Below are 25,849 nucleotides of genomic sequence, written 5' to 3' on the forward strand. Positions count from 1 at the left end.
GACTTCACCCTGGGTTCAACCCTGGAAAACATCACCCTGACCGGCAGCAGCGCAATCAATGCCACCGGCAACGCATTGGCCAACATCCTTGACGGTTCGCAAAACACTGCAGCCAACGTCTTGAGCGGCGGCAAAGGTAACGACATTTACATCGTCGGTGCGGGCGATACCGTGGTCGAAACACTGGCAGTCGACGGCATTGATCTGGTCAGGTCCTCGGTCGATTTCGAACTGGGCGACAACATCGAAAACCTGACGCTGACCGGTAGCAGCAACCTCGATGGCACCGGCAACAGCCTGGCCAATATCATCACCGGCAACGACGCCAATAACATCCTTAACGGCCTGGGCGGTGCCGATACCTTGATCGGCGGCAAGGGCGATGACACCTATGTAGTGCAATTGACGGCCACCAATACCCTGCAAGACACCGTCACCGAACTGGCAGGCCAAGGCACCGATACCTTGCAGGTGACCGGCGGAACCGGCGGCCGCGCAGCGGTCACCCTCGCGTTGGCGGCAACGCTTGAAAATCTCGACGCCAGCCAGACCGAAGCCCTGCTCAACCTGACCGGCAACGCCTCCAATAACATCCTGACCGGCAACGCCGGGGCCAACGTTCTCAACGGTGGGCTGGGCGCTGACACCCTGATTGGCGGCCAGGGCAATGACATTTACGTCATCGATAACACACTAGACGTCATCACCGAAGACAGCCTTGCCGGGACCGACACCGTCAACGTCGCCATCGCCACGGCTGGCTCGTCTTACACGCTGGGTGAAAACCTCGAAAACGCGACACTGACCAACGCCGTAGCCTTCAACCTGACGGGCAATGAACTGGATAACATCCTGATCGGCAACGCCGCCGCCAACCGTATCGACGGGGGCGCCGGTGCCGATCTCATGAACGGTGGCGCGGGTAACGACACCTACGTGGTGGACGATATCGCTGACCAGATCATCGATACCGCCGGGATCGACACCGTCGAGAGCAGCGTAGATTTCACCCTGGGTTCAACCCTGGAAAACATCACCCTGACCGGCAGCAACGCAATCAATGCCACCGGCAACGCATTGGCCAACACCCTCGACGGTTCGCAAAACACTGCAGCCAACGTGTTGAGCGGCGGCAAAGGTAACGACATTTACATCGTCGGTGCAGGCGATACCGTGGTCGAAACCCTGGCAGTCGACGGCATTGATCTGGTCAGGTCCTCGGTCGATTTCGAACTGGGCGACAACATCGAAAACCTGACGCTGCTGGGTAACGCCAACGTCGAAGCCAAAGGTAATGATCTAGCTAATATCCTCATTGGCAACGATGGCAACAACAGACTGGATGGTCTGGAGGGCATCGACACGTTAATCGGTGGCAAAGGCGATGACACCTACGCTGTGGATTTGACCGCGACCAATGCGCTGCAAGACAAAATCACTGAACTGGCGAGTGAAGGTAACGATACTCTGGAGTTGTTTGGCGGAGTCTCAGGCCGAGCGGCTGTCACCCTGACGCTCGCAGCGAATCTGGAAAACCTGGATGCGCACAATACTGAGCCAGGCGTGCTGCTCAATCTGACCGGCAATGCGGTAGCCAACGTTATTACCGGCAACAGTTCAGCCAACATTCTGGACGGCGGCCTGGGCACCGACACCCTGATCGGCGGGGACGGTGACGACATCTATGTTGTCGATGAGAACGCAGATCTCATCGTTGAGAGCGACAGCGGTGGTATCGACACTGTCCGCTCCACAGCGGCCAAATACCGGATGGCGGATAACCTTGAAAATCTGGTACTGATCGGGACCGGCAATATAAAAGCCCAGGGCAATGAACTGGCCAACCACATGACCGGCAACAGCGGCAATAACTTCCTGGATGGCTTCGCCGGCGCCGATACCTATGAGGGCGGCAAAGGTGATGACGGCTATGTGATCGAGTTGACCGATAACAATCAGGTTATCGACGTGATCATCGAGAAAGCCGGCGAAGGACGGGATTTTGTCGAGATCTGGGGCGGTGATTCGAGCATGGGCGTGGTCAACATTACCCTCGCCGCCAACCTGGAAGACGCTGACGCGAGCTTCTCCGAGAGTGGCGTGCAGATCAATATCACCGGTAATGCGCTGGCCAACGACATCATCGGCAACGACGCAAACAACATTCTTGACGGTGGAGCCGGTGCCGACACACTGGCTGGCGGCGCGGGCGACGACACTTACATCGTGGACAACGCGGCCGACATCGTCACCGAGTTGCTGGATAAAGGGACCGATACGGTCAACGTCGCAATCACTACCGTAGGCGGTACTTACAAACTGGGCAATAACATTGAGAATGCAGCGCTGAACAATACTATTGCATTCAATCTGACCGGTAACGCCCTGGGTAACGTACTGACGGGCAACAACGCGGCCAACATCCTGGATGGCGGTCTGGGCACCGACACCCTGATCGGCGGCAATGGCAACGACACGTACATCGTCGATGAGAACGCAGACATCATCATTGAGAGCGCCAACGGTGGTATCGACACTGTCCGCTCCACAGCGGCCAAATACCGGATGGCGGATAACCTCGAAAATCTGGTACTTATCGGGACCGGCAATATAAAAGCCCAAGGTAATGATCTGGCCAACCACATGACCGGCAACAGTGGCAATAACTTCCTGGACGGCTTCGCGGGGGCCGATACCTATGAAGGCGGCAAAGGTGATGACGGTTACGTGATCGAGCTGAACGATAATAACCAGGTCATCGACGTCATCATCGAGAAAGCCGGCGAAGGGCAGGATTTTGTCGAAATCTGGGGCGGTGATTCGAGCAAGGGCGCGGTCAACATTACCCTCGCCGCCAACCTGGAAGACGCTGACGCGAGCTTCTCCGAGAGCGGCGTGCAGATCAATATCACCGGTAATGCGCTGGCCAACAACATTATCGGCAACGACGCAAACAACATTCTTGATGGTGGTGCCGGTGCCGACACACTGGCTGGTGGCGCGGGCAACGACACCTACATTGTGGACAGCGCGGCCGACAGCGTCACCGAACTGGCGGATGAAGGGACCGATACAGTAAATGTGGCGATTACTACAGCAGGAGGGACTTACACCCTCGGCGCCAACGTTGAAAATGCAACGCTGACCAACACAGTCGCCTTCAATCTGGTCGGTAACGCTCTGGACAACATACTGACTGGCAATAACGCCGCCAACGTGCTGACGGGTGGACTGGGCAGCGATACGTTTGTATTCAATCTCACCCAATTGGGTAATACCAATACGACGCGGGACACAATCACTGACTTCCAGTCGGGGACGGACCGCATCGACCTGACGCAGTTGGGAGACTTCACACTGATCGCAAGCGATGCCGCGTTCACCGGAGCCGGACAGTTGAAGCTGACTGACGGGATTTTATACGGCACTACGGACGCGGGATCAGCCGCTGACTTTTCGATCAAACTCACGGGCGTGAATGCCCTGTCTCAGAGTGACTTCATTTCAGTAGCCTGATTGCTGAACAGAGAGCCCCGGGAGTCAGTTTTCTGGTCTGCCGGGGCTTTTGCTTTTGGGGTGGTTAAAGCGGAACAACCAGCCAATCGTTCGCCCGGCGAATGTCTGCTTCGCCCAGTCGACCGCTCCAGCGGTGCAGTACCAGCATGCTGGTGACGAACTTGTATTGGGACTGATAGAGATCGCGTCTCGCGCGGAATTCATTGCGGATGCTGTCCAGTACATCGGTCGCGTTTTTCACGCTGTACTGGTAAGCCTTTTCAGTGGCCTGGCGGGATTTCTCGGCAGATTCCAATGCCCTGCGCGTGGCCTTGATCCGGCTGAGCCCAGCGGCCATGCCGATATAAGCGGTGCGGGTTTCCTTGACGACCTGACGACGCAGCGCTTCGAGGTCCTGCTGAGCAGCTTCCTTGTCACCCTCAAAGGCTGCGACGCGAGCGCTGGTGGCGCCTCCGCTGTAAAGCGGAATCTGTAAATCCAGGGAAGCGATGTAATTATCCGATCGCGGCGTCAACGAGCCCTCATAGCCAATGTCGCTGCGTTGCCCGCTCAGGTTCAAACCCAGGCGTGGAAGATGCCCTGCCTTGGCTTCGCTGATGGCTGCTTCGGCGGCATTGATACTGTGCTCCCGGGCATGGAGTGCCGGGTTATTCTCCAGTGCGGTCTGCACCCAATACGCCTCGGTTTGCGCAGGCAAACTGAACGCCGGGTTTTCTGCAATCCGCTTGAACGGCTCGCGGACATCACGGCCTATCAGCTCAGAGATCGCTTCCCGGGTGATCGCGACCTTGTTGAGCGCATCGATTTCATCAGCCTCCAGCGTATCGACCCGGGCCGCAATATCGAGCTTGTCGGTGATGGTCACCATCTGATCGGCGTACAGGCGCTCTGCCCGCTTGAGGTTGTGACGGGTTGCTTGCAGTTCGCTGCGCACCAGAGACAGCTCATCCTCGGCAGCCAGCACCGCAAAATAGCGCTCGGACAAGTCAATGCTGGCTTGAACCCGTGCATCTTCTGATTCGAACTGGCTTTGCTCGGCCAACTCGGAAAATTTCAGGTAACTGCGCCAGCTCTGCGGATCGTAAATCTTCTGGTTTAGAGCCAGTGCCGCACGCTTACCGTTGTACTCGGTGCGGCTGAGGTCATCATCCCGGCGGCTGCGATTCACACTGCCGGTGGCGTTCAACTGCGGAAGCAGTTGACCAAAGGCTTCGCGCTTGCGGCCTTCTCCACTTCTGATCCGGGCCTGCGCCCTGAGAATCCGGGGGTCGGCACTATGTGCCTCTTGCTGCAATTGCCAGAGGTCGACATATTGGCTGTCGGCCACATCTGGCGCCTGGCCGAAAGCCAGAGCCGTGAACGACAGCCCGAAACCGATCGCGATCAAGCGTTTCATACTCAGTCCTCGATCAACGAGCGGGCAAACGCATTGGTCGCAGGCTGCATCAAGTATTGCAGCAAAGTCCGCGAGCCCGTGTTGATCAAGACTTCAGCAGGCATACCTGGCACCAACGCCAGATCACCCAGATTTTTGCGACCCTGATCGGTCACCGCCACACGGGCCAGGTAATAGGCAGCGCCGTTGTCTTTGTTGATCAACCGGTCGGCGGAAATTTGCACCAACCGCCCCTCGATAACCGGCGTGGTACTGCTTTTGAAAGCACTGAAACGGATATCCACCAGTTTGCCCAGAGCAATACGGTCGATATCCATTGGCGACACCTGAGCCTCGACAATCAACTCTTCGCTGGCTGGCACGATATCAAGCAATGGCGTGCCCGGACTGATGACACCGCCGAGGGTATGGACGGCCATGCCCATGACCATGCCCGACTCGGGCGCCAGAATTTCAGTGCGTTGCGCGCGGTCCTGCACGGTGGCGAGACGTTCACGCAAGTCGTATACCTTGGTTCGCGTTTCCCCCAACTGCTCGGCCACCTCGGAGGCAAAGGTTTTTCTCAGTTGCAGAATCTTCAGCTGTGCCTCACCTATCTGCACCCGGGCCCGGGCGCTGTCAGACTGATGTTCGGCGACTTCGGCCTGGAGCCGCGAAAGGCTGCGTTCCTGCTCCCGCAAACGCTGTTTGTCGACATAACCGTCAGCGAGCAGCGCCCGCAAATCCACGATCTCGTCCTGATAGGATTTCGCCAGCGTCTGCTTGCTGGCGATGATTGCGGTATAGCCCCGAACTTGCTGCTCAATCTGGCCAATCGATTTTTCCAGCAGACCCACCTCGCCCAGCAAGGAATTACGACGAGCCTGGAAAATCCGCGACTCGCTCTCATGAGCTTCCCGCACCCGTGGATCATTGGCGCTCAGCCCCCGTACGGCAACCGGTTCAGACAGCCCGTCGCGCTCGGCGACCAGCCGCGCTTCCAGCTCAAGAGCTGCAATCAACTGGCTGCGCATCATCTCCATTTCGGAGCGGGCCTGGGTATTGTCCAGTACCAGCAGCACATCACCGGCTTTTACCTGATCCCCGTCATGCACGCGAAGCTCGCGCACGATTCCCCCCTCAAGGTGCTGTACGGTTTTGCGGTAGCTCTTGACGGTCACGACACCTGGCGCCAATGCCGCGCTTCCCAGAGGAGCGAAGGTTGCCCAGCCGCCGAAGAGGCCGAAGGTGACCAGCAGAATGAGGTAGCCGATGCGTCGGGTCGGGCGATCATCGACCGGTAACCCGGGTAATTGGGCAGGAGCCTGGATGAGGTTTTGCATAGATGGGTTCATCACGTCTCAAGGCCTGGCCGGAATGGATTGCGGAGCAGCCTGCGCACCGCCTTGCAGATGAGCCAGAACCTTGTCACGTGGACCGTAGAGGCTCAGCTCGCCCTGATTGAGTACCAGCAGTTTGTCGACATTGGCCAGCACACCGGATCGATGGGTGATGACGAACACGGTCGCCCCGCTCTGCTTGAGTTTTTGCAACGCTTCGGCAAGCATTCGCTCGCCAGCGTCATCAAGGTTGGAGTTAGGTTCGTCGAGCACCACCAGGCGCGGCGCGCCATAAAGGGCACGTGCCAGCCCGACACGTTGACGCTGCCCGCCTGATAAGCCACCCCCGTTGGCACCGATGACGGTGTCGTAGCCTTCAGGCAACTGCAAGATCAGTTCGTGTACACCGGCCATCCGTGCAGCAGCAACGACTGCGCTGGCATCAACATCACCAAATCGGGCAATGTTTTCGCTGATCGTGCCTTCGAACAGTTCGATATCCTGAGGTAAATAGCCGATGTGCTGGCCCAACTCTTCACGTCGCCATTGTGTGATGTCCGCGCCATCCAGGCGCACTGTGCCCTGCAGACTTGGCCAGACACCCAGTAACGCCCGGGCCAGTGTAGATTTGCCAGCGCCACTGGGACCGATGACCCCCACAGTCTCACCCGCCGCCACATGAAAGTTCAGCCCGCGGATGATCGGCTTGCGGCTGTCGGGAGACCCCGCTGAAAGATTGCTAACGCTGATCGTGCCTTCAGGAGCTGGCAGCGACATGCGCTCAGGTTCTGCGGCGATTTTACGCAACAGGTCCTGAAGACGAGCGTATTGCGCACGTGCACCGATGAAGCCCTTCCAGACACCGATCAACTGGTCGATGGGCGCCAGTGCACGTCCCAGCAGAATGGATCCCGCGATCATCAAACCAGAAGATATTTCGTGTTTGATGGTCAAGTAGGCGCCAAGGCCCAGCACCAGCGACTGCACGACCTGGCGGAATGTCTTCGAGACCGCTGCGATAGCACCGGCGCGGTCACTGGCCAGGCTTTGCAAAACCAGAACCTTGTGGGTGCGGGCTTTCCAGCGATTGCGCAGTTGCCCAAGCATGCCCATAGACTCGACCACTTCGGCATTACGCAGGCTTTTATTGGTAAAAGACGTTGCCGCCATTTGCTCGCGATTGGCAGCGTGCAATGGTGCCTGAGTGAGTTTCTCATTGAGGTACGCCAATGCCCCGAGCAGCAAGGCGCTAATCACCCCCATCCATCCATACCAAGGGTGGAAAATGAACATGACTGCCAGATAGATCGGAATCCACGGCGTGTCAAAGAAGGCGAACAACCCGTTGCCCGTCAGAAACTGACGCAGGCCACTCAGGTCACTCAGCGGCTGGGCCGAAGCATTCATACCGCCTGAGTTCAGCGCCTGCTTGAAACTGGCGTCAAAAAGTCGTTGCCCCAGCAGCGCCTCCAGCCGCGTACTGATACGCACCATGACGCGTGAACGTACCCATTCCAGTCCACCGACGGTGGCCATCAGCAAAAGCATGATGAGCGTCAGCATCACCAACGTGGACACACTGCCGCTGCCCACTGCCCGGTCGTAAACCTGCAGCATGTAAAAAGACGGCACCAGCATCAGCAGGTTGACGAAAAAACTGAAAAAACCGACTGATAAAAAACTGCCCTTGCATAGGGCAAGGGCCTGCTCAAGTTCAGTCTTGGGAAGGGCTGGCATGGTCACTACCTGAGACCCGCGCGTGCGAATCCAAAAATTGTTTGTAAAGACCCTTTAGTGCCTGATGTTGTCAGGCACGAACAGGCAAAGCCCGGTTATGCTTTTTCGGCAAACGGGATAAAACCATGAATAACAAAGAGAAAAGAACCTTCAGCCCGAGCCAGGCAAATGAGTATGTATCTGGATCAAAGGACGCTGTACATTTTGCGCCCCGATCCGGCCTGGAAAAACGGCGACTGAAGACGGTTTCGCGACGGCATTGTAAGGGTAAAACCAAAACCCGGCCATGGTCTTCAGACGCTTCGAAAGCCTTTCAGTTGCACTCGACACGCTCATATATCCTGAGCACAAACTTATTCAAACCCCTGCGCTCAACTCGCCACGTCGTGCTTCCTGACTCAACAAATCCCGCCGCCAGGCGCGATAGCCGTAGAATGCCAGCACCACAAATCCGGCGTACAAACCGGCAGTGAGGTCCAGATCCCGATGCAGGTACATACCGACGTAGACGCAGTCGAGGACGATCCACAACCACCAGCTGGCCACGTACTTGCGGGCTGCCCAGACACTGGCAACCAGGCTGAAAGCTGTCAGCGAAGCGTCCAGCCACGGCACGACTGCGTCGGTAAAATGCGCCATCAGACTCCCGAGAAGCACGGCTGCCAGCGCTCCGACGATCAGATTCAACACAGCTGTGTTCAGCGGCAGACGTGCCACGTGCACCTTGCCATCGTCCAGCCCACCCTGACTCCAGCACCACCAGCCGTAGCCCTGAAGAAAGGCAAAAATCACCTGCAGCAGCATGTCCGAATAAAGCTTTGCGTCGTAAAAAATCCACGCATACAACAACACCGCCACCACACTGACTGGCCAGCACCAGCGAATGCGCTGGGTGGTGAGCCACACACCGATGATGTTGATGACCACCGCAATGATTTCCAGCGTTGACATGGTTTGCCCCTCGGTCCACTGGCGCCGGGCGCCACCCTGGACAGCCTTGGCTGTGAGTTATTGCTGGAGATCCAGCGCCTGTTGTTTGAGCTCGCGTTTGCGCGTCATGGGCAGGTCTTCCTGATCGCCATAAGGCGCGCTGTACCATTTGCCGTAAGTCGGATTGGGCAACAGGAACCAGCGTTGCCCCAACCAGGAAAGATAAGGCTCGGCCGCCTTGCGCTGTGCCGCAAGGTTATTGCTCCCCGCCTGGACGAAATCGCCAAACGAATCCCCGACCAGCATCAGCACCCGAGCATGGCTGGCGACCCATTGGCGGCGACAGGTTTTACCGTATCCGTCTTTTTCACAGCTACCCGTGGGCGTTGCAGCAGCCAGCACCTGCTGCGAATCGCTCACCGGAAAGCCTCGCAGGCGTAGGTTTCTGACTGTCGCCGCTACTTGCGAATGCTCGCGATTGGTCAGGTAATACACCTTCACGCCGCGTTGGGTAGCGGCCTGAAGAAAGCCCACCGCGCCTGGTAAATCCTGTGCTCTGGCCTGGTCCACCCACACATTCCAGCGGTCGTAGGAATAGATCTCGTCGTTGCGAATATCACGGGCATTGAGCGGGATGTTATCCAGCAGGGTTTCGTCGATATCGACGATCACCGCGGGCGGCAGGCCAGTCAGATCGCGTGGGGGTAGCGCCAAGGCGTCCCACTTCGGGTCAGCGAGCGCGACATCCAGCTGCCGGGTGGCGCTGTCGAATACCTGTCGGTAGATCAATTCGTGCTCGATAGACGTTTGCGTCCACAGCACGGCATCCAGTTGATCATTGGCCGGAGGCCGTTGCTGACACCCGGCGAGTGCAGCGCATACCAACAGCGTGCCACTGATAAAAAACTTGCTCATGCTTGCCCTCAGAAATTCACAGTGGCTGACAACCGCGCAGTCCGTGGCGCGCCCGGGAATAGATAACCGTCGCCCGCAGACTCGCCCACGTCACGCCAGTAACGTTTATCGAACAGGTTATCGACGGTCAGTCGCAATACCGTGTCATAGCTCTCGACCTTGGTGCTGTAGCGTCCGCCCATATCAAATACCGCGTAGTCATCGACCTTCACGCTGCCCTGGCGGTTGGCGTACTTGCTGCCGCTGTACTGCACGCCACCCAGCAAGGCCAGACCGTTGAAGCCGGGAATGCTGTAGTCACCATGCAGCGCGGCGCGAAGTTTGGGAACGTTGATTGCCTGATGACCGTCGTAGGCCTCGGTGCCACTGCCAGTGACACGCGCCCGAATCGCGGCGACGCTGGCCGATACTTGCAGATTCGACGTCACACGACCATTGGCTGACAGTTCGAGACCGGTGTTTTTCTGCTTGCCTTGCTGAACGTAGGTCAGGGTTCCATCGTCGTTGGGACGGTTGTACTGGTAGTCCTGAGTGATCTGGAACAACGCGGCAGTCAGGCTAAGATTTTGCCAATCGTGCTTGGCCCCCAGTTCGATCTGCTTTGAGGTGGTCGGCGGCAGAATCTCATCGGCGTTGCTGCTGAACCAGGACGCTTCGCCCCCCAGCGACAAACCTTTGCTGTAGCTGATGTAAAGCGAAGTGTCCGGGCGCGGTTTATAGATCAGCGCCGCCTGAGGCAAAAACTCCGCACGTTGGGTGTGCCGGGTGGTGGCGCCTGTGCTGTCGTAGCTTTCTTCATCAAGGCGAATTTGCCGACCGCCGAGCACCGTTTGCCACTGCTCGTTGAAGCTGATTCTGTCGGTGGCGAACAGTCCATATTGACGGCTATCCAGGCGGCGGTAGGTGTGGCCGAGTTCGCCAGGTGCAGGCTCGAATGTGTCGGGAGTGCTGCCGATGGTTCCCGTGCCGATAAATTTGTTAAACGACGCGCGGCGGTCCACCAGACGACGGAACGCCGTGGTCCCAAACGTCAGATCATGCTTGAGGAATCCGGTGTCGAACTGCCCGCTGATAGCGGCCTGAGCCTCGTCGTTGCGGCGGGTATCGTCAGGGCTACGGTAATCGGAAATATCGTACTCACCTTCAGGGCTGAAGTAATTCGCCACATCAATCCCCGAGCAACTGGCCGAGCCATAGCAGCCCCAGGCAAAGGTGCTGTAGTCATCGATCACCACTCGGCTGCGCGAGGCGCTGAAGCTGGCTTTCCATGAGTCGTTGAGGCGGTACTCATAAAGCCCGTCAAGGTTCAGCGACTGAATGCCCACAGGATTGGACCAACTCTGGTAACCCAACAGGTCTTTGGGGTCTGGATTGTGCGGCACCGCGATGCCGCCCAGTAACTGGTAACCGGGCACAGAGCGCTGTTCGCGATTCTGATACTCGGCATTCAATTGCAGCAGGCTGTCGGGGCTGATGTTCCAGTCGACCGCCAGCGAAGCAAAGTCACGCTTGCCGTCGGCGTGATCAACATAGGAGCGAATGTCTTCATGGGCGAGGTTGGTACGAATGCCCAACTGCTGCTCGCTGCCGAACCAGCCGCCCAGATCGGTCGCCAGATAGCGCTCGCCCTGCTCATTGGTGGACACCGTGACCGAACGTACATTTTCCGGACGCTTGCTGACATAGTTGACCAGACCACCGGGCTCGGACACCCCGCTTTGCAAACCTGCCAGCCCCTTGAGCAACTCAACCTGCTGCTTGTTTTCCAGCGCGACGTTCTGCTCGCCGGTGATGGTCCGGCCGTTGATCTTGTAGCTGCTGGCGGAATTGAGGGCAAAACCGCGCACCACGAAATTTTCGTAGTAACCCACCGGCGCATAGCTCTCGCCGACCGAAGCATCGTTGCGCAGCACGTCGCTGAGCAGGCGCGCCTGCTGATCCTTGAGTCGCTGCTCGGTGATCACCGCAATCGATGCGGGCGTATCCAGTAACGGCGCCTGACCGAAGCCACCGACCGCAGCCTGAGTGGCCTGGTAGCCGGTGTCCTGCTCACCGACGACGGTGATCGCGTCCAATTGCACACTGTTACTTGCAACCGCACCCTCTTCGGCCCATGCCGTTCCAGCCAGCAAACCATTGCCCATACCGCAGGCCATCAATACACCGACTCTCAACAGATTCGGTGCAAATCCCGGCGCGGGTAACTCAGACGCTCGATATGACATAACCATGAAAGCTCCTTTGTGGGCGCTGTATACCGACGCTTTTTGCCGGGCGCAAGGCCGGGGCCTGCAAACAGTGCGTTACAACTGGAATTTTCAAGGCTAGAGAGCAATAGCAAGACCTGCTCCGGTGTACCTGACACCCTTGGCGCCGCAAACCCGGCCGGTTCTACGACATTGCGACAATCCTGTGGGAGCTGAGCTTGCTCGCGATGAACGATGACGCGACATGCCTGATGTAACGCAGTGCCTCCATTGCGAGCAAGGTGGAGCGCCACCCCGGTCACTCCTACAGGGGATGGCGTTCCAGGTTGATCGTGTGTTGCCAGTTCCCAGACATCGCGCTGTTGCGAAGCAAACATGAACCATGGAGCAGCACTTATCTTCAAACCCGCGATTGACGCCCAAGAAACGGATGGCTCGGGTCGTTGTAGCCCGGTGTCGACGAATGCCCGGTGACCACCAGATCATTAACAAACGCCTCGTCTTCAGCCGTGAACGCGTAATTCAACGCCGGTACATAGTCGTTCCACTGTTCTTCGGTGCGTGGACCGGCGATGGCCGAGGTGATCAGTGTGTTGTTCAACACCCACGCAAGCGCAAATTGCCCCGGCGTGATGCCCCGTGCCTGCGCGTGGTCCTTGACTCGTTGCGCCAGACTCAACGACTCGGCGCGCCATTCGGTCTGCTGCAAACGCGGGTCGTTGCGCCCGGCACGGGTATCTTCGGCTGGCGGCAAGGTCGGGTCGTATTTAGCAGTCAATACGCCACGCGCCAACGGGCTGTAGGACACCACACCAATCCCGTAATACTCGGCGGCCGGCAAGTGCTCGACCTCAATCTGCCGGTTAGCCAGGTTGTACAGTGGCTGGCTCGCGGCTGGACGTTCAATGCCGAGCAAGTCGGCTGTGCGGCTGAACTCTGCGAGTTTCCAGCCGCGATGATTCGACAAGCCATAAGCGCGGATCTTGCCCGCTCGGATCAGGTCCGACAGCGCACGCAGGGTTTCTTCCACCGGAACGCTGTCATCTTCGCGATGCAGATAAAGCAGGTCGATGTAATCGGTGTTCAAACGCTTGAGGCTCGATTCCACAGACTGAATGATGCTGTGCCGAGAGGCGCCACGATCATTGGGCGCCTTGCCACCAGGGTTGGGGTTGCCAAACTTGCTGGCCAGCACCCAGTGCGAGCGACGCTCGGCGATCAATCGGCCCACGACTTCCTCGGACGCTCCACCGTTGTAGTTGTTGGCGGTATCGATGAAGTTGATGCCCTGCTCAAATGCCTTGTCGACGATGCGCTGTGCCACCGCATCATCGGTCTGCCCACCGAACATCATGGTGCCTAGGGTGAGTGGCGAGACCTTGACGCCGTTGCGGCCAAGGTTGCGGTATTCAATAGCGCTCATGCGTGCTCCAGAAATGGGTTGATGACTTCGGCGTTGAGTTGGCTCGCCCTGCAAGATACTCCTGAAACAAATGCAAGGGGATGCCAATCAAGGACGGAACGGTCTGATACAACGCTATCGCGGCCTCGCGGTGCTCGTGTGTTCCTTGGTTCGCTGTTTTAAACACGACAGCGTGATGCCATAAACAAGAGGGCTCAATCAACCCAAGTGTAACCAACTGAATGGAAGGGGGTTGTTGGAGCGAGGCTTGCCCGCGAGCCAGTTGACGCGGTAAATCAGGCACGCTGGTGTCTGGCAAAAAATCAAAATTGCCATGTGTTTCTTTCGTCCTTTGATACGTCGCAGGTTTCACTGTTTGTTTTCTATGTCTGGAGCCCCCAATGTTTTCGCCGAAACCCCTGCCCGCCGCGCTACTGGGCCTGGCCCTTATTTGTCCGGCGCTGGCCGAGGCTCAGGAGATGGAGTTGGGGCAGGTGCTGATACGTGAGCAGGAGCTGAGCGGCGAAGACCTGTCAGTCGAAGACGCGAAAGAACACCTTGCCAAGGTACCCGGCGGCACCAACGTGATCGACTTGCGTCGCCCGCTACAGGGCCGCGTGGCCAGTAACCAGGATGTGCTGGCGTATCAGCCGGGTGTCTATGCCCAGTCGGCGGGCAATGAAGGGGTGAAGATTTCAATACGCGGCTCGGGTATCAATCGCGCACCGGGTGCGCATGCCTCCGGGGTTTACGCGATGCTCGACGGCCTGCCACTCACAGGCCCCGGCGGTACGCCTTATGAATTGCTGGAGCCGCTGTGGCTCGACCATGTGGAAGTGCTGCGCGGTGCCAACGGTTTCGACCGGGGCGCACTGGCTCTGGGTGGTGCGATCAATTACGTCAGCCATAGCGGCTACGATGCACCGCTGCTTCAGGTGCGCTATGTGACCGGAAGCCACGGCTATCAACAGCGTCAGGTCAGCTCCGGCCAGGTACTGGGTGACTTCGACTACTACGTGGCGATGACTGATGCGCGCTCCGACGGTTATCAGGATCACACGGCCAGTCAAAGCCAGGGGGTAATCGCCAACTTCGGTTATCGCTTCAACCCGAACCTGGAAACTCGCTTTTATCTGCGCCACCGCGAAACCGACAACGAACTTGCCGGGCGCGTGAGCAAAAACTCCATCGAACACGATACCCGAGTGGCCAACCCCATCTACGAGTCGCGGGACTACAACCGCGATCAACCGGGCAGCACGTTCATCGGTAACAAAACCACTTGGTACATCGACGACGATTCGAGCATCCAGACCGGCCTCGCTTATCACGACTACCCCATGGACCTGCGCGAAGGGCCAAACCGCCTGAGAGTGGCTTACACCGACGTCAGTGGCACGTTCGATTACAAGCGTCGCGATACGCTGTGGGGTCTGGAGAGCAACAGCACACTGGGCCTGCGCGTGACCAAACACCTGCCCAACTCCGGCGCCAGCGAGTTCGTCCGCATCCCGGTCGGCAATACCGCTGGCTACGCGCCCGGCACACGTATTCGCAACTTTACCTATCAGGGTTCGGACACGGTGCTGCACGTCGGCAACGATCTGGAGATCGCCAACGATTTGTGGCTGACCACCGGCCTCGCAGCCATTTATACCCGACGCGAGAGCGCCGTGACTTACCCTGATAACGGTGGCAAGACCAGCATGAGCGACTGGGACTATGCGCCTCGTGTGGGCATGCGCTACCAATTGACGCCGGACGTGCAAGTGTTCGCCAACCTCAGCCGCTCGGTGGAAGGCCCTCATCCCTGGTCGTTGATCTACAGCTCCAATCAATTGTTTCCGGCGGGCAGCGGCGTCGCCACCGGTGCGCAGCGCGACCCGATCGAGCTGCGCAACCAGACCGCAACCACCCTGGAAATAGGCGGCCGTGGTGAAAGCGCGCTCGGCCAATGGAGCCTGGCGTGGTACTACGCACAAGTGCGTCACGAACTGCTTTCGGTGCTCCCGGACGCCAACGCCACTACCCCTTACGAACTGAATGCCAGCCCCACCGTGCATCAGGGCGTTGAAGCAAGCCTGCTGAGCAAACTGTGGTCCCATGAAGGCGGCGAGCTGAGCTTGCGTCAGGCCTACACCTTCAGCGATTTCCACTACCGTGACGACGATCGCTTCGGCGACAACCGCTTGCCCGGTCTGCCCATGCATTACTACCAGGGCGAGTTGCGCTACGACTGGCCGCAAGGCTTCTTCGCGGCGGTCAACACCCAACTGGTGTCCAAGGCAGCGGTGGATTACGCCAATAGCTACTACGCCGACCCTTACGCACTGTTCGGCGCAACGGTGGGCTACAACGCCGCGAAGAACGACTGGCAGACCTGGGTGGACATGCGCAATCTGACCAACAAACACTACGCTGCGACCGTCACGCCGGGTTACGACGACCGAGGGCTGGACGCCGCACGCTCGACACCGGGTGAAGGTCTTGGGGTTTATGTCGGCGTGTCGTGGAGCCTGCGCTGAGGCCTGAACGGCTGTCATTGAGCACTTTGAAGCTGCTAGGATTCCGGACTGTGACTGGCGCACTGACGGCTTGACGCTAAGGATTTCGATTGAATACCGCTGCTCTGCCCCGCCGCCCCGGCAATGGCAAAATCGCCCTGCTCGGGTTGCTGCAAATACTCTCTTGGGGCGGGTCTTTTTACCTGCTGGGCGTACTGGCTGACCCCATTGCGGCTGACACGGGCTGGTCACATCAGTGGGTGTTGGGTGGCGCATCCATCGGCTTGCTGGTCGCCAGCCTGCTGTCTCCTCTGTGCGGGCGACTGATCGCAAGCCTCGGCGGGCGCAAGGTGCTGGCGGCTCACGGATTGATTCTCGCCGCTGGCCTGTGGTTGATGGCGCTCGCCCCCTCGCTGCCGGTCTTTCTGTTGGCCTGGGTGATCATCGGGGTCGCCATGGCCAGCGGACTTTACGATGCGCTGTTCACGTCACTGGGCGCGACCTATGGGCTGGAAGCCCGCCCTATCATTGTCGGGATCACACTGATTTCCGGATTCTGTACCACCGTTATCTGGCCACTTCTGGCACTGATGGATCACCTCATGGGCTGGCGAATGACCTGTGGTGTATTCGGCACAGTAGTCCTGTTCCTGCTTTACCCTTTGTATCGTTATGCGCTGGACGCGCATGTGCCGGTGGCCGGGCCGAGCCGTGCTGCTCAGGGCAGTGGTACTCCGCTCGCGCCGTCTATCTACTGGGCAATGACCGCATTGTTTGCGATTGCCGCAGCCTTGATGACCTGTCTGTCGATTGTGATTCTGACGGTACTGCAAGCCCGCGGGCACAGTCTCACCTCGGCGATTGCGCTGGCCGCGATGATTGGTCCGGCGCAGGTGTTGTGTCGGGTCATCGACCTGATGTTCAAGCGTAAGGCCCCGATGTTCACCGCCCTTCTTTCCAGCGGCATGACAGCTCTGGGGCTGTTGCTGGTGGACTTCGCGCCCGCTCTCGTCGCATGGGGGCTGGTGTGTTACGGCGCCGGTAACGGCCTGCGCGCTATCGTCAAAAGCACGTTGCCGCTGGTGGTCGTACATCAAAGTGATTACGCCGTTGTCTCCGGCCGAATGGCACGCCCTGCACTACTGGCCCAAGCCATAGCGCCGATTGCGTGCGGTTATGTGATGTCGGAAATGGGCAGCGAAGCGATGATCCATGTGCTGACAGCGATGGCGCTGATTGCGTTTGGATTGTGCCTGTGGCTGGCGAGGCTGGTTGCACGGCGTACTGTCTGACAGACGCGTAATGGTGCGCGACTCACTGCATATAACGCCTGATGGATCGGGGATTTCTGTTGGAGCGAGGCTTGCCCGCGAAGAAAGTTAACGCAGCAGTGCCTGACACACCGCGCCGGCTGATTCACGGGCAGCCTCGCTCCAACAGATCCCGTTCGATCGCGGGGCTTCAGGATAAATGCTTCGCAGCCTTCGGCAGCTCCTACAGAAAACGCATTTCAAATTCAGGGGGTGGCCTGTGTTTGATGGGCGGGCATGCGTCGCGCAGCAAAAACAGACCACGGTTACGAAGAACCGGTTTCCGCTCCCTACAGCGTGTAGGAAATCCCCGCCTGAACGGTGCGTGGGGCACCCGGATAGGCGTAGACGTTGCCGAAGGCACCTTCTTCGTAGTGACTGTCGAACAGGTTTTTCAGGTCAAGGTTCAAGCGGATCTTTTCGTTGACCTTGTAGTAACCCAGCAGGTCCACCACGGTGTAGCTATCCATCGAGAACGCATTGGCTGCGGTCTGGCCCGCGCGCTGGTCGACATACTTGGCACCAACTCCCAGCCCCAGGCCTTTCATGCCGCCGTCCTGAAACTCATAGACGTTGAGCAGGCTGAAGCTGTTCTCGGGAATGTTCAGCAGACGTGTCCCGGACTTCAACGTGTTGTCCTTGGTCACTTCTGCATCCACATAGGCATACCCGCCAATCACACGCCATTCGGGGGTCAGATTGCCCGCCACATTCAAGTCAAAGCCACGGCTGCGCACTTCCCCGGCAGCGACGCTGAACGTGTTGACGACAGGATCAGTGGTCAAAACGTTCTGTTTTTCGATCTGGTACACCGCCGCATCAACACTCAACTGGCCGTCCAGTGCTTCCCACTTGATGCCCATCTCGACAGACTTGCCCTCCTCCGGCTTGAAGCCACCGCCCAGGCGCGCAGCACCCGTGTTGGGTTTGAAGGAACGTGCAGCGTCCGCGTAAATGGCCACAGTGTCGGTAAGGTCGTAGATCACACCCAGTCGTGGCGTTACTGCATTGTCACTTTTCGACCAGTCACGAACACCCGGCACGTAGGACTCGTACTCATGTTCAAAGCGTTCGAAGCGTGCGCCTGCCAATACTTTCAAGCGCTCGGTCAGGGCCACCTGATCCTGAATGAACGCCGCGTACGTCTTGAGGTTTTCCCTGTCGTCAGTGGGCGTTCGGGTCAGCGCCGGGCGAGGCTGGCCGTAAACGGGATTGTAGATATCAACCGGGTAGGCGCCGACCGCGCCGCTTGAGCGTTGAATGATCGACGTGTAGTCGTAATCTTCGTATTCGATACCGGTCAGCAGGGTGTGATCGAACCCGCCCGTGGAGAAGTGCCCGGTGAGGTTCAACTGGGTGTCTTTAGACGTCCACTCCAGCTTGCGATAGTTGAAGTTACGCCCCAGCGTCCGGCCATCAGCGGCCAGGCCGTTGGCCTCGATGGCGTTGCCTTGCAGGGTCCCGTCGAGCCACTGCGTACCGCCCCCGAGTGTCCAGTTGTCATTGAGCATGTGCTCAAAACGCAACTGGGCCATGTTGTTGTCATTGTGCAGTTTGCCAGCGTCTTTCTCGCCAAAGAACGTGTCCCGCGATGCAGTACTGGTTTGCGCCGGATACCGCGTCAGACCGCGGTCGAGAGGGTGATTGTTGCGCATGAAATCACCTTCGAAGGAGGCGGGTCGTGCCGCTGACCTGCCAGGTCAACACGGGTGCCACCCCATAGCGCTCGGTTTCGACGTGATCGCGGAAGGTATCGCCGCCCTCACCCACCATGTTCAGGCGATAGGCCAGTTTGCCGTCCTCGTCCAGAGGGCCGCTGGCATCCAGCGTGCCGCGATGCATGCCCTGATCGTTGATCTGGCTGCCCAGGGTGACGGTGCGCTCGGCCAACGGCTGTTTGGAGATCACGTTGAAGGTGCCGCCCGGATCACCTCGGCCGTACAGCGTCGTGGCAGGACCTCGCAGAACTTCAAGGCGCTCAATGGTATTGGCATCGGGCATGTTCGGATAACCACGGTTTATCGGGAATCCGTTGCGGTAGAACTCCCCCGTCGTAAAGCCACGCACGGTGAAGGTGGTCATACCTTGCCCGCCAAAGTTATTGGCCCGGCCAACGCCCCCTGCGTAATCCAGTGCGTCCTGCAAACGGGTTGCGCCGATATCCTCAACCACATCACGTGAAACCACGCTGATGGACTGTGGCGTTTCATGAATTGAAGTATCGGTGCGTGTGGCACTTGCTGAGCGTGTTGCCCGGTATCCATTTACCGGACCTTGGGGGTTTTCGGTTTCAGCAGCACCGTTGATATCGGTCGCCTGCAGCTCCACAGGCAATTTTTCGGAAGTTGTTTGTTCAGCGAGGGCAGAGACGGAGTACGCATTGAGGAGGCAGAGTGAGACAAGAATTCGACGCATGAACGTGCAGGCCTTATAAGACACCGGGCACACCTGTAGCCCGGTCATATTGTCGGGCAATGTTACTACGACTCATTCTTATTCACATACAATTCTTATACAAATCGATACATTCGACCGGCCCTCTCTGCTGAGCCTTGTCAGGTGATACCCGGCAAAATCGGGCCTGAGTTGCAATAAACAGCTAGCATCAGCTGATTGCCCTTTAGCCCAGACCGCTAACACGAAGAGTGCCCACTCATGGAACAGCTCCCGAAGCCTTCTCGCTCCCCCTGGCATGCGGGTGAAAAAATGCTTCACCAACAGCTCGGCGTTTCTGACCAGATGGAGATGTTTGGTCCGAAGGTCATCCGCAACTACCTGCCTGATCAGCACCGGGAGTTCTACCGGCAACTGCCTTTCATGATTGTGGGCGCGGTGGATTCAGAGGGCAGACCATGGGCAACCCTGATCGAAGGGCCGGAAGGCTTTGTCACGTCGTCCGATCCAACGCACCTGACGCTGCAAATCTCACCTGACCGGCAAGACCCTGCGACCCCCGGACTACAAACAGGCGATGCCATCGGTCTGCTGGGTATCGAGTTGCATAGGCGGCGCAGAAGTCGCGTCAATGGGGTGATCTCACAGGCCGCAGATGACCAGCTGGAAATAGCCGTCGAACACGCCTTCGGCAATTGCCCGCAGTACATTCAGCAACGTCAGTATTCGAGAACTGCGGAGGTTTCTGGCGATAAGCCCCAACGCCTGGACTTCACTGAACTGAACGAGCAAACCACGATGATCATCCGGGATGCGGATACGTTCTTCGTTGCCAGCTACATCGATCAAGAGGACCCGCAACGCTCAATCGACGTTTCACACCGGGGAGGACGGCCGGGGTTCATTAAAGTGGAAGGCAATCACCTGACCATCCCGGACTATGCCGGGAACCTGCACTTCAATACGCTGGGCAACCTTGAGCTTAATCCCAAGGCTGGATTGTTATTCGTCGACTTTGCAACGGGCGACATGCTGCAGCTTTCCGGGCGTACCGAACTGATTCTCGAAAGCCCGATGATCGCAGCCTTCAAGGGCGCGGAACGCTTGTGGACGCTCGATGTGGAAGCAGTGGTTTTGCGTCGGGCAGCCGTCTCTATTCGCTGGGCTTTCGAGGATTTCGCACCGACCAGCCTGATGACCGGCACCTGGGCAGAGGCGGATCGCCGACTCAAGCAAAGCTAAGCAGCGCCTGAACTCATGACTCAGCCCCAAGCCCAAGGTGTTCCCTTAACGTCGAACCTTCATACGCAGTGCGAAACAGCCCCTTGCGCTGCAAATGCGGAATCACGCTTTCGACGAACTCACTGAAAGAACCCGGCAAATACGCTGGAGAAATGACGAAACCATCGCAGCCGCCGCGCAGGAAAATATCCGCCAGTTGATCAGCGATCTGCGCGCCGGTACCCACCAGTTGCGGCACGCGAACGCTGCTGGCGAAGATCCTGCCGAGCTCTTCCAGCGTGGTCTCAGCACCCTGCATCAGCAACTTCTCCGCGGCAGCGGGATGAATCAACGGCGATTGGGCAATTTCTGCCAAAGTAGCCGACAGAGGGAATGGCGACAGGTCGACGTTCAACTGCGAGGCCAGTGTCACCAGGCCCAACTCAGGACGCGCCAGTGCGTTGTGCTTGTCGCGTTTGGCGCGGGCCTCGGCTTCGGAACCACCAATAAATGGCATCACTGCCGTTAACACCTTGCAACTGTCTGCCGTACGCCCTTGTTGCACCACGTGCCCACGCACGTCTTCACGGAACGCCTGCATCGCTTTGAGGTGCGGATGGATGGTGAAAATCGCCTCGGCCCAACGCGCTCCAAAGCGCCGACCGCGCCCTGAAGAACCCGCCTGTATCAGCACTGGGCGACCTTGAGGGGTGCGCGGAATATTCAGCGGTCCTTCAACCTTGAACCACTCACCCTGATGCTGCACGGGATGAATTTTCGACGGATCCGCTAACACACCCGTTTCCCGGTCCAGCTTCAGCGCGTCACGCTCCCAACTGCGCCAGAGCTTGAGCGCCACTTCGACAAACTCGTCGGCACGGTCGTAACGCAGGTCGTGCTCCAGGTGTTTTTCCTTGCCGAACAAACGTCCTTCGCTGTCATTCATCGAGGTCACGATGTTCCAGGCGGCACGGCCTTTGGACAAGTGATCGAGGGTGGCGAACTCTCGCGCAATATGGGCTGGCTCGTAATAGGTAGTCGAGCGCGTGGCCCCCAGGCCGAGCTTGTGGGTCTGACCAACCAGATAAGACAGGATCGGCAACGGGTCCAGGCGCGTGGCGTCCTGGGCGCCGTAACGCAATGCCACGTCACGGGAGCCACCCATTTGATCGCCTACGGCAAGACGATCCGCAAAGAACAGAAAGTCGAACAACCCCTCCTCGACCACTCGCGCCGTTCGCGCGTAGTACTCAGGATCGAGGTAGTTGCCGAGGGTCTCGGGATGGCGCCAGACGGCGTGACTGTGGATGACCGGCCCGGTCAGCAAAAACGCGGACAGGTGAATTTGACGGCTCATGTGCAGCTCCAGTCGAAGGGGTTGAACCTCACGCTATTTGCCTTGTGGCGCCCAGATACTCATCCCGGAAGTCTTCAGCGGTTTGGGGATCAGTTTTGCGCCGTAATAGGTGTCGGCGATCCGCTGCTGCTCGGCCAGTTCTTCGGGTTTGACAGGGATGATGTCGTAGCTGCGACGGCTGTTAGCCAGCTCCACGGTTTCGACAGGGATGTTGCCCCACACCGGCGCAAGAATTTTCGCCGCGTCTTGCGGATGTGACTTCACCCACTTGCCAGATTCGCGCAGGGTGTCGATCACCACCTGCAAGACCTCGGGGTGCGCTTTGGCAAAACTGGTATTGGCGAGATAGAAGCGGTTGTAGTTGGCCAACCCTTGACTGCCATCCGTGATGACCCGCACCTGATGCTCACGTTGCTGGGTGGCCAGGAACGGGTCCCAGATCGCCCAGGCATCGACCTTGCCGCTGGCAAACGCGGCGACACCGTCCGGTGCTTCCAGATAGCGCGGGGTGATGTCATTCAGGGTCAGCCCGGCCTCTTTCAGCGCCGAGATCAGCAGAAAGTGACTGCCCGAACCCTTGGACACCGCTACGGTTTTACCCTTGAGGTCGGCGACAGTTTTAATCGGCGAGTCTTTCGAGACGATGATCGCCTGAGCACTCGGCGATGGCGCTTCACGTGCGTAGTAGGTCAGCGGCGCATCGGCGGCTTGGGTGAACAGCGCAAAGGCGTCAGCCACATCGGCGTGTAGATCGACCGCGCCGGCGTTCAATGCACTCAGCAGCCCGCTGCTGAACTCATGCCAATTGACGGTGAAGCCCAGAGGTTTGAGCCGTTCCTCCAGTTGGCCGTTTTCCTTGAGCAGGATCCACAGCGTGGAAGAGCGCTGGTACCCAATACTGATGGTCTGTTCGGCATGCGCTGTTGCCGCCGCAAGCATCAGGCCTGCCGCGATAATAAGTTTTCGTAGGGTCATGGAATCCTTCGCCTTTCGAGGACGCGCGGGTTATGCCAAAAGCATGACCCGCGCTTTTTAAAATTCCATTTAATTATAATAATTTACGAAAACTATTGAAGAACCGTATAAACATAAGCTTATGCCGTTTGCGCAGTCGGCACCTAGCCTCGAACCTCTGCGGGGTCCTGGTCAGAAGCGTGACGCCGCGAAAGGTGTGATGTCGATGGGCGCTGACTCGCCCGCAAACAGGCTGGCCACTATCTGAGCAGTCATGGGCGCGGACGCGAGGCCGACATGACCGTGACCGAAGGCATGCACAACGTCTGGCGTCGCACGGGACGCGGCGATCACAGGCAGCCCATCGGGTGTTGAAGGACGGTTGCCTTGCCAGCGCGATATCTTCAACTGGGAAGGATCATCACCGAGCCCTGGATAGGTCCTCAACAAGTGATGCAGCAGGATGTCTGCGCGCTTCCAGTCCGGCGGGCAGTCAACACCGGCGAGTTCCACCTGACCCGAAGCGCGCAATCCGCCCAGCGTCATGGTGTTGGCCATCTTGCCGTCCGAGGGCATGACCGGTATGCGCGGACCACTGGCAGGCTGAGCGATTTCAACGTGGTAGCCCCGCTCGCTTTCCAGAGAAACCGTATCGCCGACACGCTTCGCAAGTACCTTGGAGTGAATACCGGCGCTGATGACCGCGCCATCACAGACGACTGGCCCCTTGTCGGTACGCACGCTTTGCAGATGAGCATTGCTGATGTTGAATCCTTCGGCTCGCGCCCGGATCAGTTCGCCGCCAAGCGAGGTAAAGCGGTTGACCAATCCGCGCACATAGGCTCCGGGATCTAGGCAATGCCCGCCGCTTTCGAGTAACACCCCGAAGGTGTACCGAGGGTTCAGCGCAGGCTCAAACTCATGCAGCGCATCGGCGTCCAGCTCCCACCATTGAATGCCATTGTCGCGCCTTAGCTGCCATGAAAAAGCCTCCTGAGCAAAGGCTTCACGGTCCGGATAAACGTACAGCAAACCGTCCCGACGAATGAGCTCCGGTACGCCGCATGCAGAGGCAAGCGCCAGATGCCGCGCGGGCGCATCGGATAACAACGTCGACAGGATCCTGGCTGTTCGGGCGGCCCTGGCCGGAGTAGCACCCGCCTTGACGAAGCGGATCAGCCACGGTGCGAGCCTCAACAGGTACTGCCAGCGGATCGTGAATGGCCCCTGAGGATCCATGAGAAAACCGGGGACCTTTTTCCACAGCCCTGGCATCGACATCGGAATGATCGAAGCCGGGCTCACAAACGCACCATTGCCGTAACTCGCCGCTTGCTGGCCGCCCGGCTCTAGCGGCTCAAGAATCGTCACGCGATGGCCGTCCTTCAACAGCGCCAGCGCGCTGCACACGCCAACGATGCCGCCACCGATCACGACGATGTGCCGAGGTGGGTTTGCTGCGTGCTGTTTCATACTGGATGCACCACTCATCGTTCAGCCAGAATGCGCGCATTGCCGCGCAGCGATGCTTCAGTGACAGAGATGCCAAGCCCCGGTCCGGTCGGCACAATCACAGCACCCTCACGGTTGGGGATGCGTTCCTCCAACACGTCTTCAGTCAGCACGTGATGGGGCATGTAGAACTCACAACCCAGCGACATGCCCGGCGTCGCCGCGATGAACTGAGTCCCTGCGGCCAGCGCCACACCGCCCTCCCACAAGGTGCCGCCGTAGGCCGGGATATGCACAGCGTCGGCGATGGCCATGATTCCCTGTGCCTTGAGAATGCCACCGGCTTTCATCAGCTTGACCGAGATCGCATCGGCCGCGCCGAGACGGATGATTTCCATCAGGTCACGGGCGTCAAAACAGCTCTCATCGGCCAGAATCGGCGTGTCCAGTGCATCGGCAAAAGACGCCATCGCAGCCAGGCAATTACGTGGGACCGGTTGCTCGATGAAGGTCGGTCGGAACTGGTCGACGTCACGCAGAATGCTGATTGCGCCAAAGGGTGCCAGCGCCTGGTTGTAGTCGAGTCGCAAATCAATCGAGTTACCAAACTCACTGCGCATGGCCTCTAAGTGGGCCATGTCCTCGGCGTGGGGTTTAACCCCGGTCTTGACCTTGAAGATGCGATTGCCTGCCGGAACCATCGCCCGCATCCGCTCCATGTCCGCTTCAAAGTCCGGGTCGGCAATCGAAAACGAGAGCGGGATGCTGTCGCGCACTCTGCCGCCCAGCAGGTCGGCAATGGATAACCCGCAGGACTTGCCGAGGATGTCGAACATCGCGGTCTCGATGGCGAGTTTGGCTTCACCATGGCCGACCAGTGCGGTGTCCATTGCCAGAGTAGTGGCTCTAATCGAGCGGATGTTTGCCCCAATCACCAACGGGCGAAGATAGGTGTCGATCGCGGCGAACGCTCCTTCAGCTGTGCCGGTAAATACCTCCCAGGGCGCAGCCTCTCCCCAGCCGACAATGCCGGAACTTGAAGTCAGTTCCACCAACACACGCTTTACGCTGCCTTTAACGTTGCCCACGCCCTGAAGACGCGCCATTTTTATCGGGCTTTCAATCAAGAAGACCCGCAGTCTTTGAACGCTTTCGTTGGTCATGGTCATGACTCCTCCGCCCGCAGCGCAGCCTGAACATATCGAGGGCTGGGCACGATTAATGTGTATGAAACC

General features: G+C 58.5%; 14 protein-coding genes and 2 pseudogenes. 4 read left to right on the top strand and 12 right to left on the bottom strand.

The genetic code is table 11. The features are described 5' to 3' along the window. On the top strand, positions 1-3,516 hold a 3,516-nt coding region (locus EE949_RS11975), incomplete at its 5' end, for a beta strand repeat-containing protein (RefSeq protein WP_164666760.1). Positions 3,517-3,580: 64 nt separating this feature from the next. On the opposite strand, the gene EE949_RS11980 is transcribed toward EE949_RS11975, so the two are convergent. The 7 genes from EE949_RS11980 to EE949_RS12010 form a co-directional block, all read right to left on the bottom strand. Beyond that, positions 3,581-4,912, bottom strand: a complete 1,332-nt coding sequence (locus EE949_RS11980; protein WP_122664494.1) for a TolC family outer membrane protein — start codon at positions 4,910-4,912, stop codon at positions 3,581-3,583. 2 nt (positions 4,913-4,914) lie between these two features. After that, a complete protein-coding gene (locus EE949_RS11985) occupies positions 4,915-6,234 on the bottom strand; it encodes an HlyD family type I secretion periplasmic adaptor subunit (protein WP_240350529.1) in 1,320 nt (439 codons plus the stop codon). A gap of 18 nt (positions 6,235-6,252) precedes the next feature. Beyond that, complete coding sequence (locus EE949_RS11990) at positions 6,253-7,968, bottom strand: type I secretion system permease/ATPase (RefSeq protein WP_122664496.1); 1,716 nt, start codon at positions 7,966-7,968, stop codon at positions 6,253-6,255. Between the two features lie 357 nt (positions 7,969-8,325). After that, entirely contained in the window at positions 8,326-8,919 is a 594-nt protein-coding gene (gene pnuC / locus EE949_RS11995; protein ID WP_122664497.1) for a nicotinamide riboside transporter PnuC, read from the bottom strand. 57 nt (positions 8,920-8,976) lie between these two features. Next, on the bottom strand, positions 8,977-9,813 hold the full coding sequence (locus EE949_RS12000; RefSeq protein ID WP_122664498.1) for a 5'-nucleotidase, lipoprotein e(P4) family: 837 nt from the start codon (positions 9,811-9,813) through the stop codon (positions 8,977-8,979). Between the two features lie 8 nt (positions 9,814-9,821). Next, positions 9,822-12,044: a TonB-dependent siderophore receptor gene (locus EE949_RS12005; protein ID WP_122664499.1), complete on the bottom strand. Its 2,223-nt coding sequence runs from the start codon at positions 12,042-12,044 to the stop codon at positions 9,822-9,824. Positions 12,045-12,420: 376 nt separating this feature from the next. Continuing rightward, positions 12,421-13,443 carry an aldo/keto reductase gene (locus EE949_RS12010; RefSeq protein ID WP_205504892.1) on the bottom strand — a complete coding sequence of 341 codons (1,023 nt, stop codon included), beginning with the start codon at positions 13,441-13,443 and terminating at the stop codon, positions 12,421-12,423. Between the two features lie 380 nt (positions 13,444-13,823). On the opposite strand from EE949_RS12010, the gene EE949_RS12015 reads away from it, so the two are divergent. Both EE949_RS12015 and EE949_RS12020 read left to right on the top strand, forming a co-directional pair. Continuing rightward, positions 13,824-15,947 carry a TonB-dependent receptor family protein gene (locus tag EE949_RS12015; RefSeq protein ID WP_122664500.1) on the top strand — a complete coding sequence of 708 codons (2,124 nt, stop codon included), beginning with the start codon at positions 13,824-13,826 and terminating at the stop codon, positions 15,945-15,947. A gap of 89 nt (positions 15,948-16,036) precedes the next feature. Beyond that, positions 16,037-17,218, top strand: coding sequence for an MFS transporter (locus EE949_RS12020; RefSeq protein ID WP_240350530.1), 1,182 nt, complete (start codon positions 16,037-16,039; stop codon positions 17,216-17,218). Positions 17,219-17,526: 308 nt separating this feature from the next. Here EE949_RS12020 and EE949_RS12025 read toward each other — a convergent pair. Further along, positions 17,527-19,651, bottom strand: a pseudogene (locus tag EE949_RS12025) (TonB-dependent siderophore receptor). A gap of 240 nt (positions 19,652-19,891) precedes the next feature. On the opposite strand from EE949_RS12025, the pseudogene EE949_RS12030 reads away from it, so the two are divergent. After that, positions 19,892-20,866: pseudogene (locus EE949_RS12030) on the top strand (pyridoxamine 5'-phosphate oxidase family protein); the annotation flags it as partial. A 19-nt stretch (positions 20,867-20,885) separates the two neighbouring features. On the opposite strand, the gene EE949_RS12035 reads toward EE949_RS12030, so the two are convergent. The 4 genes from EE949_RS12035 to EE949_RS12050 form a co-directional block, all read right to left on the bottom strand. After that, complete coding sequence (locus tag EE949_RS12035; RefSeq protein ID WP_122664502.1) at positions 20,886-22,208, bottom strand: LLM class flavin-dependent oxidoreductase; 1,323 nt, start codon at positions 22,206-22,208, stop codon at positions 20,886-20,888. 33 nt (positions 22,209-22,241) lie between these two features. Continuing rightward, positions 22,242-23,183 (bottom strand): aliphatic sulfonate ABC transporter substrate-binding protein, encoded by a 942-nt coding sequence (locus tag EE949_RS12040; protein WP_122664503.1) that lies wholly within the window; start codon positions 23,181-23,183, stop codon positions 22,242-22,244. 171 nt (positions 23,184-23,354) lie between these two features. Further along, a complete protein-coding gene (locus EE949_RS12045) occupies positions 23,355-24,635 on the bottom strand; it encodes an NAD(P)/FAD-dependent oxidoreductase (RefSeq protein ID WP_122664629.1) in 1,281 nt (426 codons plus the stop codon). A 14-nt stretch (positions 24,636-24,649) separates the two neighbouring features. Then, positions 24,650-25,777, bottom strand: a complete 1,128-nt coding sequence (locus EE949_RS12050) for an enolase C-terminal domain-like protein (RefSeq protein WP_122664504.1) — start codon at positions 25,775-25,777, stop codon at positions 24,650-24,652. Between the last annotated feature and the right edge of the window lie 72 nt (positions 25,778-25,849).

The sequence above is a fragment of the Pseudomonas viridiflava genome (genome assembly GCF_900602065.1).
In the GTDB taxonomy this organism is placed as follows: domain Bacteria; phylum Pseudomonadota; class Gammaproteobacteria; order Pseudomonadales; family Pseudomonadaceae; genus Aquipseudomonas.

Bases quoted from the DNA above. Each gene is read 5' to 3' on its own strand.
- EE949_RS11980 (WP_122664494.1), bottom strand. From the start codon at position 4,912: ATGAAACGCTTGATCGCGATCGGTTTCGGGCTGTCGTTCACGGCTCTG.
- EE949_RS11985 (WP_240350529.1), bottom strand. From the start codon at position 6,234: ATGCAAAACCTCATCCAGGCTCCTGCCCAATTACCCGGGTTACCGGTC.
- EE949_RS11990 (WP_122664496.1), bottom strand. From the start codon at position 7,968: ATGCCAGCCCTTCCCAAGACTGAACTTGAGCAGGCCCTTGCCCTATGC.
- pnuC (WP_122664497.1), bottom strand. From the start codon at position 8,919: ATGTCAACGCTGGAAATCATTGCGGTGGTCATCAACATCATCGGTGTG.
- EE949_RS12000 (WP_122664498.1), bottom strand. From the start codon at position 9,813: ATGAGCAAGTTTTTTATCAGTGGCACGCTGTTGGTATGCGCTGCACTC.
- EE949_RS12005 (WP_122664499.1), bottom strand. From the start codon at position 12,044: ATGGTTATGTCATATCGAGCGTCTGAGTTACCCGCGCCGGGATTTGCA.
- EE949_RS12010 (WP_205504892.1), bottom strand. From the start codon at position 13,443: ATGAGCGCTATTGAATACCGCAACCTTGGCCGCAACGGCGTCAAGGTC.
- EE949_RS12015 (WP_122664500.1), top strand. From the start codon at position 13,824: ATGTTTTCGCCGAAACCCCTGCCCGCCGCGCTACTGGGCCTGGCCCTT.
- EE949_RS12035 (WP_122664502.1), bottom strand. From the start codon at position 22,208: ATGAGCCGTCAAATTCACCTGTCCGCGTTTTTGCTGACCGGGCCGGTC.
- EE949_RS12040 (WP_122664503.1), bottom strand. From the start codon at position 23,183: ATGACCCTACGAAAACTTATTATCGCGGCAGGCCTGATGCTTGCGGCG.
- EE949_RS12045 (WP_122664629.1), bottom strand. From the start codon at position 24,635: ATGAAACAGCACGCAGCAAACCCACCTCGGCACATCGTCGTGATCGGT.
- EE949_RS12050 (WP_122664504.1), bottom strand. From the start codon at position 25,777: ATGACCAACGAAAGCGTTCAAAGACTGCGGGTCTTCTTGATTGAAAGC.